This is a genomic window from Sorangium sp. So ce693 (assembly GCF_051521375.1).
GTDB lineage: Bacteria > Myxococcota_A > Polyangia > Polyangiales > Polyangiaceae > Sorangium > Sorangium atrum.
In genome coordinates, this window is the sequence record NZ_CP150347.1 from 12,855,372 (window position 1) to 12,875,308 (window position 19,937).

Annotated in this window: 18 protein-coding genes and 1 pseudogene; 8 read left to right on the plus strand and 11 right to left on the minus strand. The window is 70.3% G+C overall.

The window, feature by feature from the left end:
• Positions 1-76 precede the first annotated feature (76 nt).
• Positions 77-1,030: an esterase/lipase family protein gene (locus WMF14_RS48040; protein WP_437797617.1), complete on the plus strand. Its 954-nt coding sequence runs from the start codon at positions 77-79 to the stop codon at positions 1,028-1,030.
• Positions 1,030-1,371: a hypothetical protein gene (locus tag WMF14_RS48045; protein WP_437797619.1), complete on the plus strand. Its 342-nt coding sequence runs from the start codon at positions 1,030-1,032 to the stop codon at positions 1,369-1,371. The genes WMF14_RS48040 and WMF14_RS48045 overlap by 1 nt, the downstream gene beginning before the upstream one ends.
• 333 nt (positions 1,372-1,704) lie before the next feature.
• On the opposite strand, the pseudogene WMF14_RS48050 reads toward WMF14_RS48045, so the two are convergent.
• A pseudogene (locus WMF14_RS48050) lies at positions 1,705-2,574 on the minus strand (PA4780 family RIO1-like protein kinase); the annotation flags it as partial.
• Between the two features lie 154 nt (positions 2,575-2,728).
• Between WMF14_RS48050 and WMF14_RS48055 the strand changes: the two are divergent.
• Positions 2,729-3,229: a VOC family protein gene (locus tag WMF14_RS48055; protein ID WP_437797621.1), complete on the plus strand. Its 501-nt coding sequence runs from the start codon at positions 2,729-2,731 to the stop codon at positions 3,227-3,229.
• A 157-nt stretch (positions 3,230-3,386) separates the two neighbouring features.
• Here the strand turns inward: WMF14_RS48055 and WMF14_RS48060 are convergent, their stop codons facing one another.
• From WMF14_RS48060 to WMF14_RS48075, 4 genes are all read right to left on the minus strand, one after another.
• Positions 3,387-4,124, minus strand: a complete 738-nt coding sequence (locus WMF14_RS48060; protein WP_437797623.1) for a hypothetical protein — start codon at positions 4,122-4,124, stop codon at positions 3,387-3,389.
• Positions 4,111-4,725, minus strand: a complete 615-nt coding sequence (locus WMF14_RS48065) for an RNA polymerase sigma factor (RefSeq protein WP_437797625.1) — start codon at positions 4,723-4,725, stop codon at positions 4,111-4,113. The genes WMF14_RS48060 and WMF14_RS48065 overlap by 14 nt, the downstream gene beginning before the upstream one ends.
• 306 nt (positions 4,726-5,031) lie before the next feature.
• Positions 5,032-6,882 carry a DUF459 domain-containing protein gene (locus tag WMF14_RS48070; RefSeq protein WP_437797627.1) on the minus strand — a complete coding sequence of 617 codons (1,851 nt, stop codon included), beginning with the start codon at positions 6,880-6,882 and terminating at the stop codon, positions 5,032-5,034.
• Between the two features lie 93 nt (positions 6,883-6,975).
• Entirely contained in the window at positions 6,976-8,061 is a 1,086-nt protein-coding gene (locus tag WMF14_RS48075) for an aldo/keto reductase (RefSeq protein WP_272096714.1), read from the minus strand.
• 93 nt (positions 8,062-8,154) lie between these two features.
• On the opposite strand from WMF14_RS48075, the gene WMF14_RS48080 reads away from it, so the two are divergent.
• Positions 8,155-8,583 (plus strand): MarR family winged helix-turn-helix transcriptional regulator, encoded by a 429-nt coding sequence (locus WMF14_RS48080; RefSeq protein WP_437797629.1) that lies wholly within the window; start codon positions 8,155-8,157, stop codon positions 8,581-8,583.
• A gap of 15 nt (positions 8,584-8,598) precedes the next feature.
• Here the strand turns inward: WMF14_RS48080 and WMF14_RS48085 are convergent, their stop codons facing one another.
• The 6 genes from WMF14_RS48085 to WMF14_RS48110 all read right to left on the minus strand — a co-directional run bounded on the left by WMF14_RS48085 (position 8,599) and on the right by WMF14_RS48110 (position 11,969).
• The gene (locus tag WMF14_RS48085; protein WP_437797631.1) at positions 8,599-9,096 is read right to left on the minus strand and encodes a hypothetical protein; all 498 of its coding nucleotides are present in this window, start codon (positions 9,094-9,096) and stop codon (positions 8,599-8,601) included.
• Between the two features lie 4 nt (positions 9,097-9,100).
• A complete protein-coding gene (locus tag WMF14_RS48090; protein ID WP_272096718.1) occupies positions 9,101-9,616 on the minus strand; it encodes a hypothetical protein in 516 nt (171 codons plus the stop codon).
• 19 nt (positions 9,617-9,635) lie between these two features.
• Positions 9,636-10,349: a hypothetical protein gene (locus WMF14_RS48095; RefSeq protein ID WP_437797632.1), complete on the minus strand. Its 714-nt coding sequence runs from the start codon at positions 10,347-10,349 to the stop codon at positions 9,636-9,638.
• Between the two features lie 36 nt (positions 10,350-10,385).
• Positions 10,386-10,541 carry a hypothetical protein gene (locus WMF14_RS48100; protein ID WP_437797634.1) on the minus strand — a complete coding sequence of 52 codons (156 nt, stop codon included), beginning with the start codon at positions 10,539-10,541 and terminating at the stop codon, positions 10,386-10,388.
• A 146-nt stretch (positions 10,542-10,687) separates the two neighbouring features.
• Positions 10,688-11,611: a DMT family transporter gene (locus WMF14_RS48105; RefSeq protein WP_437797636.1), complete on the minus strand. Its 924-nt coding sequence runs from the start codon at positions 11,609-11,611 to the stop codon at positions 10,688-10,690.
• 88 nt (positions 11,612-11,699) lie between these two features.
• Complete coding sequence (locus WMF14_RS48110) at positions 11,700-11,969, minus strand: DUF4291 family protein (protein WP_272097940.1); 270 nt, start codon at positions 11,967-11,969, stop codon at positions 11,700-11,702.
• 95 nt (positions 11,970-12,064) lie between these two features.
• Between WMF14_RS48110 and WMF14_RS48115 the strand changes: the two genes are divergently transcribed.
• The 4 genes from WMF14_RS48115 (at position 12,065) to WMF14_RS48130 (ending at position 19,883) form a co-directional block, all read left to right on the plus strand.
• On the plus strand, positions 12,065-14,257 hold the full coding sequence (locus WMF14_RS48115) for a beta-propeller domain-containing protein (RefSeq protein ID WP_437797638.1): 2,193 nt from the start codon (positions 12,065-12,067) through the stop codon (positions 14,255-14,257).
• A gap of 39 nt (positions 14,258-14,296) precedes the next feature.
• The gene (locus WMF14_RS48120) at positions 14,297-15,226 is read left to right on the plus strand and encodes a phosphatase PAP2 family protein (protein ID WP_437797640.1); all 930 of its coding nucleotides are present in this window, start codon (positions 14,297-14,299) and stop codon (positions 15,224-15,226) included.
• 134 nt (positions 15,227-15,360) lie between these two features.
• The gene (locus WMF14_RS48125; protein ID WP_272096723.1) at positions 15,361-15,570 is read left to right on the plus strand and encodes a TOBE domain-containing protein; all 210 of its coding nucleotides are present in this window, start codon (positions 15,361-15,363) and stop codon (positions 15,568-15,570) included.
• Between the two features lie 425 nt (positions 15,571-15,995).
• Entirely contained in the window at positions 15,996-19,883 is a 3,888-nt protein-coding gene (locus tag WMF14_RS48130; RefSeq protein WP_437804429.1) for a DUF4215 domain-containing protein, read from the plus strand.
• The last annotated feature ends 54 nt before the right edge of the window (positions 19,884-19,937 follow it).

The following is a 19,937-nucleotide window of genomic DNA, read 5'->3' on the forward strand; positions in this document are numbered from 1 at the left end:
CCCGCGGCCCCTGTGCAGCGGGGCCCCGGCGTCGCCCCCGGCGCCGATCCGTGCCAGGATGCGGCCGGATCGTCGCATGGGAAACCACCTGGAGCGGGTCGTCGGGATGCTCAACGGGGTCCTCGGCGACTACCTGAAGCGGACCAGCAACGGCCTCGCGACCGCGATGCAGCTCGTCCGCGACGGGCACCCCGTGCCGCTTGCCAGGGCATTTCCCGCGGCCGTCTCTGCCCAGGCCACGCCCCGCGTCGTCGTGCTCGTGCACGGGCTGATGAGCACCGAGGAAGTCTGGACGATGCCCGACGGCGAGACCTACGGATCGCTCCTTGCGCGCGACCTCGGGTACACGCCGCTTTATGTGCGGTACAACAGCGGCCTCCGTGTCTCCGAGAACGGCGAGGCCCTGGATGTCCTCCTCGAACAGCTCGTCTCTGCCTATCCTGTCGCCGTGGAGGAGCTGGTCCTCATCGGCCACAGCATGGGCGGCCTCGTCGCGCGCAGCGCCGCGCACGCGGCGAGCGACAAGGATCGACGGTGGCTGCCCCTCGTCAAGCGGGCCTTCTATCTCGGCACACCGCACCTCGGCGCCCCGCTGGAGCGCTTTGGCAACGTGGTCACGTGGGCGCTCGCGAGCATCGACAATCCGTACACGAAGCTCATCGCCGACATCGTCAACCTCCGCAGCGGCGGGATGAAGGACCTGGCTTATGCCAATCTCCGCCGCGAGGACTGGGAGGGCGCCAGCGCGAACGCGCTGCTCCAGAATCGCCGCCATCCCGTGCCCCTGCTCCCCCACATTCGCCATCATCTCATCGCCGGCGCGCTCACGGCCGACCCGAGGCTCTCCCTCCTGTTCGGGGACGCGATGGTCTCGCTGCGGAGCGCCACGGGGCGGGCGGTCGCCGAGGACCGGTGCTCGCCCTTCCCTCAAGAGCACGCGCGGATCATGCCGTCGCTCGGACACCTGCGCCTGGCTCACGACCCGGACGTCTACGCGCAGATCCGCGCGTGGTGCGAGGAGGCGGTGTGATGGACCGGTGGCGCGGCTTGAAGGACCTCGTGCAGGACGCGGTCGACCACGGCTCCCGGCGCGTGGAGCGCCTCCAGAAGCACGCGGCGAAGCTGCCCTTCGACCTGCTGGAGCAGATTCCCCCGATCCAGGCGCCCGTGAGGGGGATCCGGATCATCCACGATACGACGCTGTCCGGCGTCCACGGGGCGATCCGCCTCGTCAACCGCGCCGTGGGGGGCGCGGTGGATGTGGTCCTCTTTCTCGTGGAGCAGAAGGCACGGCCGGCGGAGCCGCCGGCCGGCAGCGCGGGCGCCGCGCCGGACGCGCCTTCCGGGAGCTCGGACGACAAGGCGATTTGAGCGCTGTGAAAACCGGCAAGCGGCTCGGAGGCGTCAAGCCCGGCGCGTGTTCCTCGCGCCGCCTGCCTGTGCTGGGCGCGTGTTCCTCGCGCCGCCTGCCTGTGCTGGGCGCGTGTTCGCCGCGCCGCCCGCCTGTGCTGGGCGCGTGTTCCTCGCGCCGCCTGCCTGTGCTGGGCGCGTGTTCGCCGCGCCGCCCGCCTGTGCTGGGCGCGTGTTCGCCGCGCCGCCCGCCTGTGCTGGGCGCGTGTTGGCCGCGCCGCCCGCCTGTGCTCCCTGAGCGTTCCGGCGCGCGCGGTCTCGCGGGCCGCTCGGTAGAATCACCACCTCGACCTTGCGAGGCGGGGACGATACGCCCCGCATGCTCAGCCCCTGCGTCTCACGGCGGCGGCGCTCGTCGCGGTTGGCATCGCCGATGAGCTCCAGGACCGACTCGGTGTCGACCCGCCTCGAAGACGCCTGGAAACGGCCGCTCAGCCGTGTCTCGGGCGTGAGCTGGCTGCACGAGTAGAGCTCCCACATCTCCTGCGCGTAAGGGCGGGGCTGTCGATTGGGAGCGAACCGAGAGAGGAAGCGCTGGAGGTTGTCGACGTCGCGCAGCAGCAGCTTTCGCGCGTTCTGATTGCTGGAAGCGTCCACTGCCTGCGGGAAATCGATGATGACCGGCCCGTCCGCCCCCATCAGCACGTTGAAGTCGGACAGATCGCCGTGCACGACCCCGGCGCTCAGCATCCGGACCGCTTCTGCCAGCAATCGGTCGAAGACCCACACCGCCTCGTCGGGGTTCAGGCGCACCTCGGCGAGCCGCGGGGCCGGGCCGCCGTCGGCGCCGGTGATGAGCTCCATGATCAGCACACCGTCGATGAAATGGTGGGGTATCGGGACGCGCACCCCCGCGCCGCGCAGGCGGAAGATCATGTCCACCTCGGTCGATCTCCAGGCCGCTTCGTCCTGCGCACGACCATGGCGCGAGCGCTTGTTGATCGCGCGCTGATCGCGGCTGTTGCGCACCTTGCGCCCCTCCGTGTACTCCGCCCGGTTCTTGAAGGTCCGGTCCTGCGCCTCTTTGTAGACCTTGGCCACCCGAAGCTCGCCGCCGGAGCGCACCAGGAAGACCTCCGCTTCCTTGCCGCTCATCAGCGGGCGCACGACCTCCTCGATGAGCCCTTCGTCGGCCAGAGACATCAGGCTGCTGGGAATTCGCATCTCGTTCTTGCTTCTCCGCCGGGGATCGTTCTCCGCCTTTTAGCCACACCCCCTGGGGCGCCGCAACTGGATTGGTCCTCGCCGCTTCCGCGGACACCCCGGACGACACCACGAAGAGCGCTCCACCGGTCGGATCCGGGCTACCGTGATCGCCATGAACCTCGCCGGAATCGCCCATATCCAGCTGTCGGTCACGGACTTCCCGCGCAGCCGCGCGTTCTACCGCGCGCTGTGCGAGCATTTCGAGATGCAGTGCCAGTACGACGATCCGGGCAGCGAGAACGAGCGGCCCATGCTTTATTACATCGGCGGCAAGACCGGCCTGTTGATTCGCCCCGTGAACCCGGAGCACGCCGGCGCCCGCTTTCACCAGTACAAGCCCGGCCTGCACCACCTGTGCTTCCGCGCCCGCAGCCGCGAGGATATCGACGCATTCCACGCGTTCTTCGAGCGCACGCTGGCCGCGCTCGGCGGCAAGCTCGTGCACGCGCCGCAGGACGGCGCGTGGGCGGCCGGGTACTACTCGATCCTGTTCGAGGATCCGGACGGCATCCGGCTCGAGATCAACCACGTGCCCGGCAAGGGCAACCTGTCCGAGGGCATCGAGCTTCCGCTGCCCGCGCGCGTCCCGGGAGGCGTGCCCGAGCAAGCGTGAGGAGGCGCGGTCTTCGCGGGATTCATCGGGCGACGAGCGCGTGACCTTCGCGCGCTGCCGAGCTCCGTGGACCCCCCTCCGCCTCGTGCGGCCATGGCGGAGGCGCCATCTCCGCCTCGTGCGGCCATGGCGGAGGCGCCATCTCCGCCTCGTTCGGCTACCGCGGAGGCGCCATCTCCGCCTCGTCCTGCGGAGGGCCGTCCAGCTTTATTTGCACCTTTACCTTCCGCTTCTCTCCGTCTCCCTCGATCTGCACGTCGACCTTCCCCTCGACGCCTTGCGCCGCGAGCTGCTCCATCACCTGCCGCCGCGCCGCCTCCACGTCGTCCTTGTCGAGCACGTCCAGATCGAGCAACTCGTGCCCGAGCTTTGCTCCCAGCGTCCCGCGCACCGTCCCCGCCAGCACGTCTTCCCGGATCTCCGCGCCGGCGAGCGCCGGGAATGCCGCCCGGATCCGCTCGGCCACGTCGCCCTCCGGCACCTCGTCGCCCCACACATCGAGCGTCAGGGTCGTCGCCCCGCCGCCGCGCCGCCCCCGCACCATGACCCGCGCCCTCCGCGCCGTCTTCCCCTCGCCGCGCACGGCCGCCATGAGCGCCTCGGGCTCGGGCAGCTCGGCGCCGTCCGCCACCTGGATGCTGATGCTCCGTCCCACGGGCACCTCCACGTCCGCCGGCGCCACGCACGCCGCCGCCCCGCACACGACTGCCGCCGCCGCCACCACCAGCACCTTGCGCAACCAGAGCCGCTTCATCGGGACCACCTCCTGCTCGGGGTAGAGCTGGCCGAACGCCGCCATCAGCTCGCCTTCGAGCTCACGCGCGTGCTCTGGCCTCAGCGGCGCCGGCTCCCCGAGCAGCCGGCGCAGCTTTCGTCGCACCTCAAAGTCCAGCATTGGAAACACCCTCTCCGCGGGACTCACCCGCGTCCTGCTCGGCGCGCGCCCCGAGCCGCGCCTTGAGCTCGCGCAGCGCCCGCGACGCCCGCTGCTTCACCGCGTCCGCACGGAGCCCGAGCAGCTCCGCGATCTCCTGGTGTTTCAGCCCGTCGCCGTACCGCAGCGCCAGCACCTCCCTCGCCTCCGCCCCGAGCTCCGCCAGCGCCTCCCTGACCGCGCGGAGCTCCTCGCCCCGCACGAGCGCGTCGAGCGGCGTCCCGGACTCGTCCGCGAGCACGCCCGCGAGATCGTCGATCGGCGCCTCCTGCCGCGCCGCCCGCAGGTGGTCGATGACCAGGTTCCTGGCCATGGCCAGCACGAACATCCGCGGCGTCCCCTTGCGCCGATCGAACTCTCCCAGCCGCTCCAGCAGCCTGTGGAAGACCCGCGCGACCAGATCCTCCGCGTCCTCTCGCCGGCGCACGCGTCGCGAAGCGAAGCGCGCCACCGGGTCGTACAGCTCCTGGTAGAGCGCCCGGAACGCGCAGCGATCGCCGCGCCGGGACGCCTCGATCAGCTCGCAGAGGTGGTCATCGCGGGAGGGCCAGAGGAAGCTCATCGTGGGGCTCACCCTCCTCTACGGTAGAGGCGCCGGAAGGTGACAGGCGAGCGGTCGATTCGTCGGCTGCGGCCGGCCTGGACGACCGCCCGGCGACGGCGCTCACCCCCGTGATGTCGATGATGGCGATGGTCGCTGAGCGTTGATCACGACATCCCTGCTGTCCTGATCCTTGGCGAACATCATGGCAGGCATGTACTCAAGGAATGCGTGGAACAGCGCCTCGTATCTCTGCAGCTCCACCTCACGGCGCGCTTTCTCCGACTCTCGAGGCGGCCCGGCGGCTCATCCAGGAGGCGTGCCCGCTCAGCGGGGCGGCCCGGAGTCCGCCGCGGAGCCGGGCACGCGCGGCTTCGCGCGGAGCTCCGCGAGCGTCCACCTCGCCACGCCGCGCGCCCCCTCGATCGTGAAATGCACGCCGTCGGGCCGGATCGCCCCGTCCTCGTACATGCGCCGGCACTCGCCCGCGGGGCAGATGTGCTCCTGGAGGTCGAGGAGCGCGACGTCGGGCAGCGTCGCGACGACCTTCCGGATCGAGCGGTTGATGCACGTGACCTGCTCATGGACGTCCTTCGTCTCCCAGTCGCCGAGCGCATAGGGGACGGTCGCCATCCAGACGCGCCCGTGCGGGTTCCGGAGCTTGTCGAGGTTGGTGACGAGGTTCGCCTCGAAGCGCTCGTGCCACGCCGGCTTGCACGCCTTCGTCCACTCGTCGTTCACCGTGATGCCGTGCATGAAGGCGCCGCCGAGGTAGAGGACCGCGGCGTCGGGCTTCGCCTGCGCGAGGAGCGCGGGCCACTCGGTCATGCCGCAGAGGTCCGCCATGATGGTGCAGCCGTCACGCCCGTGGAGGTCCACCGCCAGCCCGCGCTCCTGCAGACCGCGGAGCGCCCAGCCGAGCGTGTTCGCGGTCGAGTCGCCGACGACGACGACGCGGAACGTGGCCTCGTCCTTCACGATCGCGGTGACGAGCGCGTTGATCATCGCGGAGCCCTTCGGCGCCTCGCCGTCCTGCGCGTGGGTCGCACGGACGGCGATGAGCAGCCCGAGCGTGACGCCGGCCGGCACCGCCCAGAACGAGCGCCCCTTCGGCAGCCCGCGCTCGCGGATCGGCCTCTCGAGGAAGCGGTAGGAGACGAGCGCGACCGCGAAGGTGATCGCGAAGCGGAGCGCGGCGAGGGCGGGGCCGTGCAGGCGATCGCTCGACACGAACACGTGCACCGGCCAGTGCCAGAGGTAGACGCCGTAGCTGATGGTGCCGAGCCACGCGAGCGGGCGCCACGCGAGGGCGCGCGCGACGAGGCTCCGCGAGCCCTGCACCGCGCACGCGATGAGGACGAGGGCCCCGAGCTCCGTCAGCCAGAACCCGCCGTGGTAGAGGAGCCACGACTGGCCGTCGAACACGGACCACGCGATCGCGAGGCCGATCGCCGAGGCGACGCCGGCGCCGTCGAGGAGGCGCACCGCGCGCGGGGAGAGCGCGGCGCGCGGCGTGAGCACCGTCGCGAGCGCGGCGCCGAGGAGGATGCCGGAGGCGCGCGTGTCCGTGCCCATGTACACGCGCGTCGTGCTCTCCGGCGCGAAGAGGACGAGCATCGCGATCGCGGAGAGCGCGGCCAGCGTCAGCGTGAGGACGAGCACGCCGCGGCGCGCCCACCGCGAGAGCACGAAGACGATGACGAGCGGCCAGACGAGGTAGAACTGCTCCTCGATCGCCAGGCTCCACGTGTGCTCGAGCGGCGAGCGCGACGTGAAGATCTCCCAGTAGCTCCTGTGCGCGTAGATGGCGCGCCAGTTCGCGACGTAGCCGAGCGTCGCGAGGACATCGGCGCGGAGGCCGGCGAGCGCGCTCGGCGGCCCGAAGAGGCGCCCGTGGAGCACGACCACCGGGACGAGCGCGAGGAGCGCGGGGAGGAGCCGGCGCGCGCGGCGGATCCAGAAGTCCTTGAGCGAGATCGCGCCGCGCGCCTCGTGCTCCGCGAGGAGGAGCGACGTGATGAGGTAGCCCGAGAGGACGAAGAAGAGATCGACGCCGAGGAAGCCGCCGCGCAGCATCCCGTTCGCGTGGAAGAAGAGGACGCCGAGCAGGGCGAGCCCGCGCAGCCCGTCGAGCGCGGGCAGGTGAGGGAAGAGCGGGCGGCGGGCGGGCGTGTCCACGAGGCGAGGGGCGAGACTATCAAAACGCCCGGGCGGCGCCTCCCATGCCGCGCGCTCGCGTCGCGCGGATCGCGCCGTGGCCGAGGTTACTCGTCAGTAGTGATCCCCCTTCTTCGTGACGCCGAAGGGGATGAGCTGCGACGGTTGCCCGTTGATCGTCGTCCCCCCGGCCTGGATCATGTGCGCCAGATTGAGGAAATCGGCCGGGAAGTTCAGCTTCGGAGCGGTGAGCGCGTCGAGCGCCGCCGTCTGCTCCGGCGTGAGCTTCACCTCGAGCGCCCTCACGTTGTCGTCGAGCTGCGCCAGCGTGCGCGCCCCGATGATCGTGGACGACACCGCCGGACGCGCCTGCACCCAGCTGAGGGCGACGCGCGCGACCGTGGTCTCGAGCTGCTTGGCGATCCGCTCGAGCTCGTCGATCACCGTGTAGCTCCGCTCGTCGAGGTAGCTCGCGGTCCACTGCCGCCCCTCCGGCTTGACCGTCGCGGCGTTCTTCCGCGTGTACTTGCCGCTCAGGATCCCGCTCCGCAGGGGCGACCACGGCGTCACCCCCAGCCCGAGCTCCTGGGCCATGGGAATCAGCTCCCCTTCGACCGTCCGCTCGAGGAGCGAATACTCGATCTGCAGCCCGATGAACGGCGCCCATCCGCGGAACTGAGCGATGAGCTGCCCTTGAGTCACCTTCCACGCGGGGGTGTCGGACACGCCGATATAACGGACCTTCCCCGACTGGACGAGATCGTGGAGCGCCGCCATGGTCTCCTCGATCGGCGTGAACTTGTCCCAGTTGTGCAGCCAGTAGAGATCGATGTAGTCGGTGCGCAGCCGGCGGAGCGACTGCTCGCAAGCGGCGAGGATCGACTTGCGGTTCGAGCCGCCGCCGTTGGGATCGCCGACGTACAGGTTTCCGCTGAACTTCGTGGCGATCACCAGCCGGTCGCGCTTCTGCCGGTCGTGGCCGAGGTGATCACCGATGATCTTCTCCGAGTGCCCTTTGGTGTAGAGGTTCGCCGTATCGATGAAGTTCCCCCCGAGCTCGATGAAGCGGTCGAGGATGGCTTCGGAGTCCTTGACGCTGCTCCCCCAGCCCAGGTCTTCGCCGAACGTCATGGCGCCGAGGCAAAAGGGGCTCACCCGCAGACCCGAGCGACCGAGCGTGACATAATGATCGAGCGGCATCGAATCACCTCCGGAACTTGTTCCATTTCGAACAGTTCAATATTAAACTAGTAGCGCTGCACCGCTCCATCGTCAAGCGCGAGCAGAGAGAACATGGACAAGCCTTCGCCCTGGGAGCTCTGGACGCTGAACTTCGAGTTCAGCATGGCGGTCATGGCCGAGGTGGAGCCCGAGGTGCGCGCGCTGGGGCTCGAGATGAAGGAGTTCCTCCTCCTCGGCAAGCTCGACGATCACCCTTACCCTGCCGAGCTCTCGCGCGCGCTGCTCACGCCCAAGCCTTCGATCACCTTCATGGTGAAGCGGATGGAGGCGGCTGGCTTCATCCAGCGCGAGACGGAGGCGGGCGATCTGCGGCGTTTTCGCCTGACGCTCACCCGCTCGGGGCGCAAGGCGATGGAGGCGGCGCGGGCGATCCTCGACGACGCCTTCGGGCGACGGCTGGCGCGGATCTCGGCAGGCGAGCGCGCCGAGCTGGCGCGGCTCCTCACGCGGCTGATGGGGGAGCGCGCCCGTCCGCGCTGACGGCCGCCCTCGCGCTCACCCGTAGTCGCGCCTCAGCTCTTCGTAGAACGCGTCGCTCATGAGGTAGTCTGCCCACCACTGCTCGACCGGCGTCGTGCCCCGGCGCTGCTGGAAGAGCACCAGATCGTCCAGCTCGCCGTCGTACCAACCCCACAAAAACCGGGCCCGCAGCACGTCCACGTTTCGCCTGCGGAGCTCGGCCACCGCGTCCTCGAGCGACTCGTCGTCGAACTCGTCGACAAGCGCCTCCGCCTCATCGATGATCTCGCCGAGGTAAGCCAGCCCCTTCTTGGTGAGCTCGAACCGCGCCTTGCGGCGGTTGACCTCGACGAGGTCCGCGTTCACGAGCTCCTGAAGGACGTCCTCCAGCGGGCTCAGCTCGGACGGCAGCACGAGCGGTATCTCCATGCCTCCATCGGCGGGCTTCAGGTCCATCTTCTTCAGCACGTAGATGCCGGCATAGACCAGCTTCTGCTCGCGCGACACGATAGGCTGTCTGCGTCCTTCGAACATCGCCTCACTCCGCGGTGCGCCAGGCATCGGCCTCGAGGCGGATGTGCCGGCGACCGTCTGGGTCGGTGTCGAGCCACGCGTCGACGTCGCCGTCGGCGTAGTACACGGGGGTGCGCCCCGCCGCCTCCGGCCGCCGGATGCGCGCGGCGTGGGGGTTGCACATGGCGAGCACGATGGCGCGCTCGCCGGAGAACGCGGCCGGCAGCCAGCGCTCGAGGAACGCCGACAGGAGCACGGTCACCGAGTAGTCCTTGGCGACCTCCTCGACGAAGAACTCGAGCTCCACGTCATCGGGCAGCACCTCCGGCTCGTCCGCGGAGTGCACGGCCACGACGAGCGCGTCGGTCACCCGGAGCGGCCCTCGATCCGCGCGGCCATCCAGCCAGAGCGCGTCCACCCGGCACCAGCCGAACTGCGTGGACTCCACGTCCGGCTCGTCGCGGTGCTGCTCGAGGTTCAGCAGCTCCAGCGCGGGACGGCAGCGGAACGGGAGCTCGGAGATGCTTCGCAGAGGCTGCATCGCGGCGGCCGGCGCGCGGCTACGCGACCAGGCGCTCGGGCCTGCGGCCTCGCTCGCCGCGGCGGACGCCGAAGCGCGAGCCGGCGCCGGACTTGCCGCTCCCGAAGCGGCTGCCGCCGGCGTTGTTGTAGCGCCGCCCGGTCTGCGACGACCTGCTGTGGTCGACGCTGGACGGGTTCGAGGCGCGGTACGCCTCGCGGTGCGATCGCAGATCGAGCGAGCGGCCGGGCGGCGTGGCGTACGGCTGCGTGTACACAGGCACGTAATTCGGGCGCAGCGCCGACGACACCATGGCGCCGAGGAGCATGCCCGACGCCAGGCTCATCACCGGCGAGTGGTAGTACCCGTAGTGGCCGAACCCGGACGTCTGGATCTGCGCGGCGCCTTCGCCCGAGACGTCACGGCGGATGGTGAACACCTTCTCGGGGTCCTGCACGCTGCCGTCGCTGTTCTTGTCGAAGAACCCGGTGACGACCTGCGTCTTGGTGTCCAGGTCCTGTACGGCGACGCTGATGACCTCGCTCCCCTGGTAGATCTCGTTGACGCGCCGCTCGAAGTCCTCGGGCCCCTCGGCCGCCTTGTAGGCTTCGTTGACCTTGTCGAAGTCGAGCTCGACGTTGGTGTTCTCGGTGGTCGCCCACCGATCCTTGGACCGCCCGCCGCTGGTATCGCAACCGACGGTCGCGACGGCGAGGGCTGTCAAGAGCACGACGGGCAGGGTGGTCTTCATCATCTGGAACAATCTGTCTGGTGCCGACGGGGGATTCTGTCAAGCAGGCGGGGCGGTGCGCTCGAGCTCGAACGCGGCGCACGGATCCGCGCCGAGCTGGAACATCCGGATCGGCAAGGTATTCCCCGACCGGGCCCTCCAGGCAGAGCCCAGCGCGTTCGTCTCCGCGAACACCGACGCCCGACGCGGTCGCATAACCGGCGTCCTCCGCGAACCGCACCCGCTCGCCGAGGTCGTGGACGCGGCCCGCTCGGCGGAGCTCCTGGGCTCGGAGCGGGCCCCCTCGCCATGGCGCCAAATGAGGCGCAGGGCACTACGGCGCCAAACGAGGCGCGGGGTGCTCAGGTCGCCTTCGGCTTGTGGGTGGCGAAGAAGAGGCCCGGCAATACGAGCGCTGCGCCGAGCCAATGGTAGAGGGCAAACGCCTCTCCGAGGAGGAGCCAGGCCAGCACGGCGGTATAGACCGGCGACAGATAGAGCAGCAGGCCAGTCCGGCTCGGGCCGAGATGCTCGGTGATATAGCCGTACGTGGCATAGGCGCCGACGCCCGGGACCAGGACCAGGGTCAGTACGGTGGCGATGGTGCGCAGGTCGAACTGCGGCGCGCCGCGGCTGGCCAGCTCCCAGCCGAGCAGCGGCAGCAGGAGGATCGCCCCGGCCAGCGCGATCGCGGCGAGGCGCGCCTGGACCCCCAGCGGATCGGGCCAGCGCTTCAGCAGCACCGTGTAAAGCGCCCAGGAGATCGCGGCGCCGAGGATCATCAGGTCACCGGTGCTGAAGCTGAGTGCCAGCAGCGCCGCCGGGTCGCCGCGCAGCACGATGACCAGCACGCCGGCCAGCGCCAGCGCCGCGCCCAGGCCCTGGCGCCGGCTGAGCCGCTCTCCGAACATGGCCCGGGACAGCAGGATGATGATCACCGGCGAGACGGCGTAAATCAGGCCGATGTTGGTGGCCGTGGTGGTGGCGGCGCCGTAATAGACGCCGGCGCCGCAGATGCCCATGCCCAGCAGGCCGAGCAGGGAATATCGGGCCCAGTCCCGCCGCAGCGCGGCGCGGGCGCGCCACAGCTCGCGGCCGCAGAAGGGCAGCAGCACCAGCACGACACCCGTCCAGCGGAGCTCCGCGAGCGCCACCGGCGGGATGAAATCGGCTGTGGCGCGGGCGAGCAGCATGTTGGCCGTGAAGAGCGCCGGGGTGACGAACAGCAGGACCTGGGCGATGCGCTGCTGGCGGGACTCGGCGAAGCCGAGAGAGGTGGAGGCCATTGGCGCGGACAGTAGGGGAGCGCCGCTACCATGGCCAGGGCTTCTCCCTGGCGCTGCCGGGCCGTGTCCGGAGCACGACGTCCGCGCGCTACGCCTCCCAGCGCTCTATCCCGACCCGCCTCGCTGCCTCCGCGGCTGTCGGCCAATACACCTCTTCCCGCGGGATCTCGAGCTGTCCGGCACCCCGGCCGCGCAGCACCTCCCTCTGCGCTGCCACGAGCTCCGAGATGTCCTCCACGCCCACCGTCCACTCCTCGGCGAACCGTCGCAGCATCGCGCCTCGCAGACCGAGGGCGCCGACTCGACGCGAGCAGGCATGAGGCGCACTATGTGCCGGCATGTGCCAACTGGTGCGGATTGTATCTGGCGGTAATCACTAACGAAATGGCTCGGCATGTCGAGTGCTTCTCCTGCGGCCAGCGATTCGAACGACAGACGGACACGGAGACTCACATGCGATCATTTTACAGGGGTTGTACGCTTGTTTCTCTGCTCGCGCTCGGCGCCGGCTTCGCCGCCTGCTCGAGCGGATCGGGCGGATCTGGTGGACCCGCGCAGACGGGCCTGGCACAGAGCGCCCTCACGCCCGCGACGAGCTGCGATGATGTCGAGGCGCTGCTCCGCGAACGGCTGAAGCAGAACATGGCCAAGTCGGTCGAAGCGGAGCGGGAGTCCGCCCTGCAGCAGCTCGAGGCCGGGTGCGTCTGGTTCGGAGGGGACGGCGGGCCAGTCGGCGCCTCCAGCTCCGGCTCCGCCTCCTCGGGAGGGCCCGTCTCGGCGCCGACCGAGGAGGGGGGCGGGGGTGTCGACGACGGGGGTGCCAAGGAGTACTCGACGACGAACACGCAGGAAGCCGACGTCGACGAGGCCGACTTCATCAAGAACGACGGAGAGAACGTCTATATCCTGGCCCACGGGCAATTCCAGATCTTCGACGCGTGGCCCGCCGCCGACATCCACCGCGTCGCGTCGGTCGCGATCGAGGGGGAGCCGAAGAAGCTCTTCGTGCACGAGAAGCGCGCCCTCGTGTACTCCTCGCTGTCCCCGTCCTCGTCGCCTGACGGCGAGATCGCTTATTATTCCAGCGGTGAGTGCACGTACGGATACGACTGCGAGTTCACGGGCGACGGCACGCCGCTCCTGGTCACCGAATTCGACATCAGCGACCTCACGGCGCCGACCGTCGTGCGGACGCTGAAGTTCTCCGGATCGTTCATCAACGCCCGGCGCATCGGGGCCGCGGTGCACACGATCGTCGCCTCCCGCGAGCCGACGGTGGAGGGACTCTCTACCTGGCCAGAGGGACTCGATGTCTGCTCCCTGTCCGACCAAGGGGTCAACCCGTCCACCGTGGCCGCCGTGAACAGCGCGTATGACAAGCTCCTTGAGAAGAACATCGCCCTCATCGACGCGGCCCCGCTCGACATCCAGCTGCCCAGCGTGGAGGACACGGTGTACCGGGACGGCGTGGCGTCCCCGAAGAGCCACGAGCCGTTCGCGAGCTGCGAGAACTTCTACCTGTCGAACACGGGCGACGGGCAGAGCTTCCTCTCGGTCGTCTCGACCGAGCTCGGCACCGAGGCGCTCGGCCAGACGACGATCGTGGGCAGGCCCGGCGCCGTCTACGCGACCGCGGACTCGCTCTACGTGGCGAGCCGGCACCAGTACGGCCAGACGTACGGCTGGTTCTACGACGACGGCAAGGCGACGCCCGACGCGACGACCATCCACAAGTTCGCGCTGAGCGAGCGCGCGGCGCCGAGCGCGTACCTGGGGAGCGGCGTCGTGAAGGGGCGCGTGCTCAACCAGTTCGCCCTCAGCGAGCACGAGGGGTATCTCCGCGTCGCGACCACCACCGGGCACCTGCCCGACCCGGACACGCACAACACCGTCGCGTCGCTGAAGCAGGAGGGCGGCGAGCTCGTGGTCAAGGGGATGGTGGACCACCTCGCTCCCGGCGAGGACATCCGATCCGCCCGCTTCTACGGCGACGTCGGGTTCGTCGTGACCTTCAAGAAGACCGACCCGCTCTACACCATCGATTTCTCGGAGCCCGAGGCGCCGAGGGTGCGCGGCGAGCTGAAGATCCCCGGCTTCTCGACGTACATGCACATGATCGACGAGGGGCACGTCATGAGCATCGGCTACGACGCCGACGACCAGGGAGACTTCGCGTGGTTCCAGGGGATCCTGCTCCAGATCTTCGACGTGACGGATCTCGACGCGCCGACGCTCACGCACAAGGAGGTGATCGGGACGCGCGGCTCCGCGAGCGACGCCGCGACCAACCACCTCGCGTTCAACTACTTCACCCAGCGGGGGCTGCTCGGGATCCCCATGGTCATCTGCGAGGGCGGGAGCGGCGGCGACTTCGGCGACACGATGACGTTCAGCGGGCTGCTCGTCTACAAGGTGGATCCCGGCGCGGGCTTCACGTCCGTCGGCGGGGTGCCGCACCCGCTGCCCGACGCGAGCGCGGACGGGAACGGCCCGAGCTGCGGGAACTGGTGGAGCAGCGCGACGTCGTTCGTGAAGCGGAGCGTCTTCATGGAGGACTACGTCTACTCCGTCTCCGAGGACGAGATCCGGGTCGCCAACATCAGCGATCTCGCGGCGCCGGAAGCCGTCGTGTCGCTCGTCCCCTGAGCGAGCTCCGCGGCGCGGCCGCGTGCTAGAGCCCCCTCCATGGAAGCGCTGGGCCTCCCCGCCGAGCAGCTGGCCTCGGCGGTCGGCGCGCGGCCCTTTCTGCTGCTCGCGCTGCTCGTGACCGGGACGGTGGGGGTGCTCCTCGGGCTCGTCGCGGTCGCGCGCCTCTCCGGCCGCCACGCGCGGGCGCTGTGGGCGCTGGCCGTCCGGGCCTACGCCGCGGTGGCCGCGCACCCGATCACGCGGCGCCTCTCGGCCCGGTTCCCCGCGGTCGCGAGGGTGCTGCGCGAGCTCTCCGCGGCCGAGTACCTCGTGATCCACCTCGGCCTCGGGCTGGCGCTCAGCATGGCCGCGCTCGTGTTCGTCTGGCTCGCGGAGGGGGTGCGCGAGGGCGAGCCGATCGTGGGCGTCGATCTCGCGCTCGCGCGCGCTCTCCACGCGTCGTCGAGCAGCGCCGGCGTGGCGGCGCTCCGCGCCTTCACGCTCCTCGGCACCTTCTGGGCGCTCGCGCTGCTCGCTGTCGTCGTGGCCGCGGCGCTGCTGAGGCGGGGCCGGCGCGTCCTCGCGGTCGGGTGGCTCTCCGCGCTCGCCGGCGGCGGGCTCCTCAACACCGCGCTCAAGGCGCTGTTCGCCCGGCCGCGGCCGACGTTCGCCGATCCGCTCGCGGTGGCCGCGGGGTGGAGCTTCCCGAGCGGACACTCGATGGGCACGTTCGTCGCCTTTGGCATGCTCTCGTACCTGGGCCTCCTGCTCCTCCGGACGCTGCGCGCTCGCCTCGCGCTCGTCGCGCTCGCGCTCGGCTGGACCGTGGCGATGGGCTTCAGCCGCATGTACCTCGGCGTGCACTACCTGAGCGACGTGCTCGCGGGGTTCGCCGCAGGCACCGTGTGGCTGGCCGTCTGCATCTCCGGGATCGAGGTCGCGCGGCGCAGGCCGGCTCGGATCGACGGCCAGTCGCTGCCCGCCTGAGACGGCCAGTCGCGTCCGGCCCGAGGTGGCCAGTCGCAGGCGGCCTGTGCGGCCCCGGCGCCCGCCGGCCCGCGGCGCGCGCGGGCCGACGCCCCGGCCGCCCCGCGTTACGATCGCGCGGGAGGAGGCAGGAGATGCAGATCAGCGGCAGGAACAAGATCCCCGGGAAGATCACGGAGCTCGTGGTGGGCGACGTGATGGCCAAGGTCGTGATGGAGGGGCCGGGGGGCACGGAGCTCGTCGCGGTCATCACGAGCGACGCGGCGAAGGAGCTCGGCCTCGCGGTCGGCAAGGAGGTGCAGGCGCTCATCAAGGCGACCGAGATCATGGTGATCGCCGGGTGAACGCCGGCTGATCCGCGTGGACCTCGCCGCCGCTGCCCTGATCCGCAGCGACCCCGGCGATGTCAAGATCGAACTCCGGCCGTGCTCGATTCGACATCAAGCCGCGAGCTCCTCGGCAGAAGTCGAGTTGAGTCACGGTGGAAATAGACATTATTATCGAAATTTGCACCGAGACCCAGGGTGCAGAGCCGAGGTGGAAGCCGAGGCGCAGAACCGAGGCGGCTATCGGCGGCGAGCGCGATGGCGAGCACGGCGAGCGCGATGAACACCTGCGCCGAGCACAGCAGCGCCGCCGATTTCGCCTGGAGCCGGGGTGCACTTTTACGATAAAGTGTATCTAGCGCCGTTTGCTCGGGCGGAGCGCAACGTGCGTTATCGAGGTGGCCGTGGGTTTAAGGACTTCTTATCTGGCTTTGGCGGTGGGATTGCTTCAGATCACGGTCGCTTGCGGCGGGGGCGGCGCGACCACGAGCGAGGCGACCGGCTCCGGGAGCGGCGCGAACTCCGGCGGAGGCGGGCCTGGCGTCGGCGGCGCCGGCGGCACCGGCGGTGAGCCCGATTTCACGGTGGGCAGCGGCATCGGGCTCGGCGGCAACGGCGGCGGTGCGCCGGACCCGTGCGAGGTCGATGATCCGCCCCCCGAGTGCTTCCTGCCTCCCGGGCCCGCCTGCGGAGACGCGGCGCTGAACCAGGCGTCGGAGGCCTGCGACGACGGCAATACGCTGCCGGGCGACGGCTGTTCCGGGCAGTGCCAGGTCGAGCCTTACTGGGCGTGTCCGACGCCGGGTCAGCCTTGCGAGCTGACCATCGCGTGCGGCGACGGCGTCGTCGACCCCGGCGAGTTCTGCGACGACGGCAACAACGTCGATGGCGACGGCTGCAGCGCCGACTGTTACTACGTCGACTCCTCGTACGTGTGCCCGAAGCCGGGCGAGCCGTGCATCCTGCTCTACGACTGCGGAGACGGCCGCGTGAACGGCTCGGAGGAGTGCGAGGACGGCGACGACCCGCCCGCGTCCGGCGACGGTTGCAGCGCGGACTGCAAGCGCGAGGCGGGGTTCCAGTGCAGCCGGCCCGGTCAGCCGTGTACGCGGCTGCCCGTCTGCGGCAACGGCGCCAAGGAGACCGGCGAGGGGTGCGACGACGGCAACACCGCGAGCGGCGACGGCTGCTCGAGCCTGTGCCGGCAGGAGCCCTATTACAACTGCCCGACCCCCGGATCGCCCTGCGTGCGGCTGATCGCGTGCGGCGACGGCAAGGTGCAGCCGGGTGAGCTCTGCGACGACGGCAACGCCGCGGACGGCGACGGCTGCAGCGCTGACTGCCAGGTGAAGGACCCGGCGTACGTGTGCCCCGAGCCGGGCAAGCCCTGCATCCCCCTCTACGAGTGCGGCGACGGCCGCGTGAGCGGCAACGAGCAGTGCGACGACGGCGATGACCCGCCGGAGAGCGGCGACGGCTGCAGCGCGGACTGCCGGCTCGAGGAGGGCTGGGTCTGCAGGCCGGGCCAGCCCTGCACCGTGAGGACCTATTGCGGCGACGGCGTCGTGCAGCTCGGCGAGCAGTGCGACGACGGCGGGGGGGCGTCCCCCGCGGGCGGCGACGGCTGCACAGCGCAGTGCAAGATCGAGGTCGGCTGGACGTGCCCGCCGGCCGGCGGGCGCTGCACCCCGCCGCCGCCGCCCGTGTGCGGCGACGGCAAGATCGGCGGCACCGAGGTGTGCGACGACGGGCAGAAGCCGCCGGCCAGCGGCGACGGCTGCAGCGCCGATTGCCAGACGATCGAGACGGGCTGGGACTGCTCGCGCGTCGGGTTCCCCTGCAAGACCATCTGCGGCGACGGGCTCAAGCGCGGCGCCGAGCAGTGCGACGACGGCGATCTCCTCTCCGGCGACGGCTGCGACGATACGTGCCGCATCGAGCCCGGGCGGGTGTGCAATAGCGCCGTGCCCCAGGACTGCACGGGCTACTCCGTCTGCGGCAACGGCGTCCGCGAGGGCACCGAGGCCTGCGACGACGGCAACGGCAACTGGCGCGACGGCTGCACGCCGGACTGCAAGGGCGAGCCGAACTGCAGCGGCGGCGCGTGCATCTCGAGGTGCGGCGACGGCATCCTCCTGCCCGGCGACCCCACCGAGGCGTGCGACGACGGCAACACCGCGAGCGGCGACGGCTGCTCCGCCACGTGCACGATCGAGCCGGGCTACGCCTGCACCGTTCAGCCCACCGAGATGCGGCTGCCGATGGTCATCCGCGACTTCATCGGCTGGTGCCCGACCTCGTACGACCGCACCGTCAGCAACAGCGCGTGCGACAACAACCTGAACGACACCCTCGTCGGGCACTTCGATTTCGAGATCGATCCCAGCGGCAATCAGATCGACCAAATGGTCCAGCCGACGCTCGACGCCGCCGGCAAGCCCGTCAGCAGGTTCGGCCCCGGCTTCGTCACGCCGAGCGACGCGAACGGCTGGACCACGGGGCAGAACAACTTCCAGTGGTGGTACCGGGACAACCCGACGTACAACAGGACGCTCGTCACCTCCATCGATCTGACCCCGCAGGCCGGCAGGTACGTGTACCAGCGGAGCCCGTTCTGGCCCGTGGACCCCACCCCGCCGAACGGCGATCCCGTGCTCAACAACCTGGTCTCCGCCGGGCTGGAGAAGGCGCAGCAGAGCAACCCCTCGCACAACTACTACTTCACGAGCGAGGTCCGGTACTGGTTCCAGTTCACGCCGAACGGCGCCGCGGCCGATCCGGTGCTCACCTTCTTCGGCGATGACGACGTCTGGGTGTTCATCAAGAACACGCTGACCGCGGACATCGGCGGCATCCACGGGCAGCTCCAGGAGAGCGTGACCATCCTGGACAACGGCGACGCCCGCGTGACCCCCTGCACCCAGAACACCTGCCCTGCGGGCGCCCGCACGCCCTACGACGTCGACCTGAACCTCGAGCCGGGCAAGGTCTACGAGATCGCGGTGTTCCAGGCCGAGCGCCACGTCACCGGGTCGAACTACCAGCTCACGCTGTCGGGCTTCAGCGCCGGCACGTCGGCGTGCACGCCGCAGTGCGGGGTCGACCCGCCGGTCGTGACGCCGGGCGAGGAGTGCGACGACGGCAGCAAGAACGGGACGGGCTACGGCCAGTGCAACAACTGCCAGCTCGGTCCGTACTGCGGCGACGGCCAGAGGAACGGCATGGAGACCTGCGACAACGGGGTCAACAACAGCGCGTATGCCAACGGCTCGAACGCCTGCGCGCCGGGGTGCGTGGCCCCGCCCCGGTGCGGCGACGGCGCGGTCAACGCGCCGTACGAGGCGTGCGATCTCGGCTCCGGCAACACGGCGAACGGCTACGGCGGCTGCACGCGCGAGTGCGAGATCGGGCCGTACTGCGGCGACGGCGCGACGAACGGCCCCGAGCAGTGCGACGACGGCCGGAACGACGGCTTCTACGGCACGTGCAACCCGAACTGCACGCCCGCCCCGCGCTGCGGCGACGGCAACGTCGACGACGAGTGGGGTGAGGAGTGCGACGACCCGGCCGACCCGAATTGCGTGGGCTGCCAGCTCGGAGCGCTCTGCGGCGACGCGGTGGTGCAAGCGAGCTACGGCGAGGAGTGCGACGACGGCGTCAACGACGGCGGATACGGCGAGTGCGCGCCGATGTGCCTCTACGGCCCGCGCTGCGGCGACGGCGTGGTGCAGCCCGACGAGGAGGACTGCGACGTCGGCGAGGCCGACAACAACGGCGCTTACAACGGGTGCACTCAGCACTGCGCGTACGGGCCGTACTGCGGCGACGCGGCCGTCAACGGCACGGAGACCTGCGACGACGGCGTCAACGACGGCTTCTACGGCAGCTGCTTCCCCGACTGCACGCCGGCGGCCAAGTGCGGCGACAGCCGCGTCGACGAGGACTGGGGTGAGCAGTGCGATCCCCCGAACGCGGCGACCGGCTGCAGCGAGAACTGCCGCCTCGGCGCCCAGTGCGGCGACTCGGTGGTGCAGACCAACCTCGGCGAGCAGTGCGACGACGGCGTGAACGACGGCGGCTACGGCGAGTGCGGCCCCAGCTGCCTGTACGGCCCGCGCTGCGGCGACGGCGTGGTCAACGGCCCCGAGCAGTGCGACGACGGGGACGGCAAGAACACCGGCGGCTACGGCAAGTGCGCGCCGGGGTGCGTCTACGGCCCGTACTGCGGCGACGGCGTGCGGCAGAGCCTGTACGAGGAGTGCGACGACGGGAACAACAAGAGCGGCGACGGCTGCAGCTCGGCCTGCAAGAACGACGGCCAACCTCAGTAGAAGAGACGGCCACCCGCGGCGGATCCGGGCCCACCTCGGCGTTTTCGGTGCTCA

What these genes read in the sequence shown, in the direction of transcription:
- WMF14_RS48045 (WP_437797619.1), top strand. Translation starts at nt 1,030, where the DNA reads ATGGACCGGTGGCGCGGCTTGAAGGACCTCGTGCAGGACGCGGTCGAC.
- WMF14_RS48040 (WP_437797617.1), top strand. Translation starts at nt 77, where the DNA reads ATGGGAAACCACCTGGAGCGGGTCGTCGGGATGCTCAACGGGGTCCTC.
- WMF14_RS48055 (WP_437797621.1), top strand. Translation starts at nt 2,729, where the DNA reads ATGAACCTCGCCGGAATCGCCCATATCCAGCTGTCGGTCACGGACTTC.
- WMF14_RS48105 (WP_437797636.1), bottom strand. Translation starts at nt 11,611, where the DNA reads ATGGCCTCCACCTCTCTCGGCTTCGCCGAGTCCCGCCAGCAGCGCATC.
- WMF14_RS48085 (WP_437797631.1), bottom strand. Translation starts at nt 9,096, where the DNA reads ATGTTCGAAGGACGCAGACAGCCTATCGTGTCGCGCGAGCAGAAGCTG.
- WMF14_RS48120 (WP_437797640.1), top strand. Translation starts at nt 14,297, where the DNA reads ATGGAAGCGCTGGGCCTCCCCGCCGAGCAGCTGGCCTCGGCGGTCGGC.
- WMF14_RS48125 (WP_272096723.1), top strand. Translation starts at nt 15,361, where the DNA reads ATGCAGATCAGCGGCAGGAACAAGATCCCCGGGAAGATCACGGAGCTC.
- WMF14_RS48075 (WP_272096714.1), bottom strand. Translation starts at nt 8,061, where the DNA reads ATGCCGCTCGATCATTATGTCACGCTCGGTCGCTCGGGTCTGCGGGTG.
- WMF14_RS48060 (WP_437797623.1), bottom strand. Translation starts at nt 4,124, where the DNA reads ATGCTGGACTTTGAGGTGCGACGAAAGCTGCGCCGGCTGCTCGGGGAG.
- WMF14_RS48065 (WP_437797625.1), bottom strand. Translation starts at nt 4,725, where the DNA reads ATGAGCTTCCTCTGGCCCTCCCGCGATGACCACCTCTGCGAGCTGATC.
- WMF14_RS48100 (WP_437797634.1), bottom strand. Translation starts at nt 10,541, where the DNA reads ATGCGACCGCGTCGGGCGTCGGTGTTCGCGGAGACGAACGCGCTGGGC.
- WMF14_RS48095 (WP_437797632.1), bottom strand. Translation starts at nt 10,349, where the DNA reads ATGATGAAGACCACCCTGCCCGTCGTGCTCTTGACAGCCCTCGCCGTC.
- WMF14_RS48090 (WP_272096718.1), bottom strand. Translation starts at nt 9,616, where the DNA reads ATGCAGCCTCTGCGAAGCATCTCCGAGCTCCCGTTCCGCTGCCGTCCC.
- WMF14_RS48115 (WP_437797638.1), top strand. Translation starts at nt 12,065, where the DNA reads ATGCGATCATTTTACAGGGGTTGTACGCTTGTTTCTCTGCTCGCGCTC.
- WMF14_RS48080 (WP_437797629.1), top strand. Translation starts at nt 8,155, where the DNA reads ATGGACAAGCCTTCGCCCTGGGAGCTCTGGACGCTGAACTTCGAGTTC.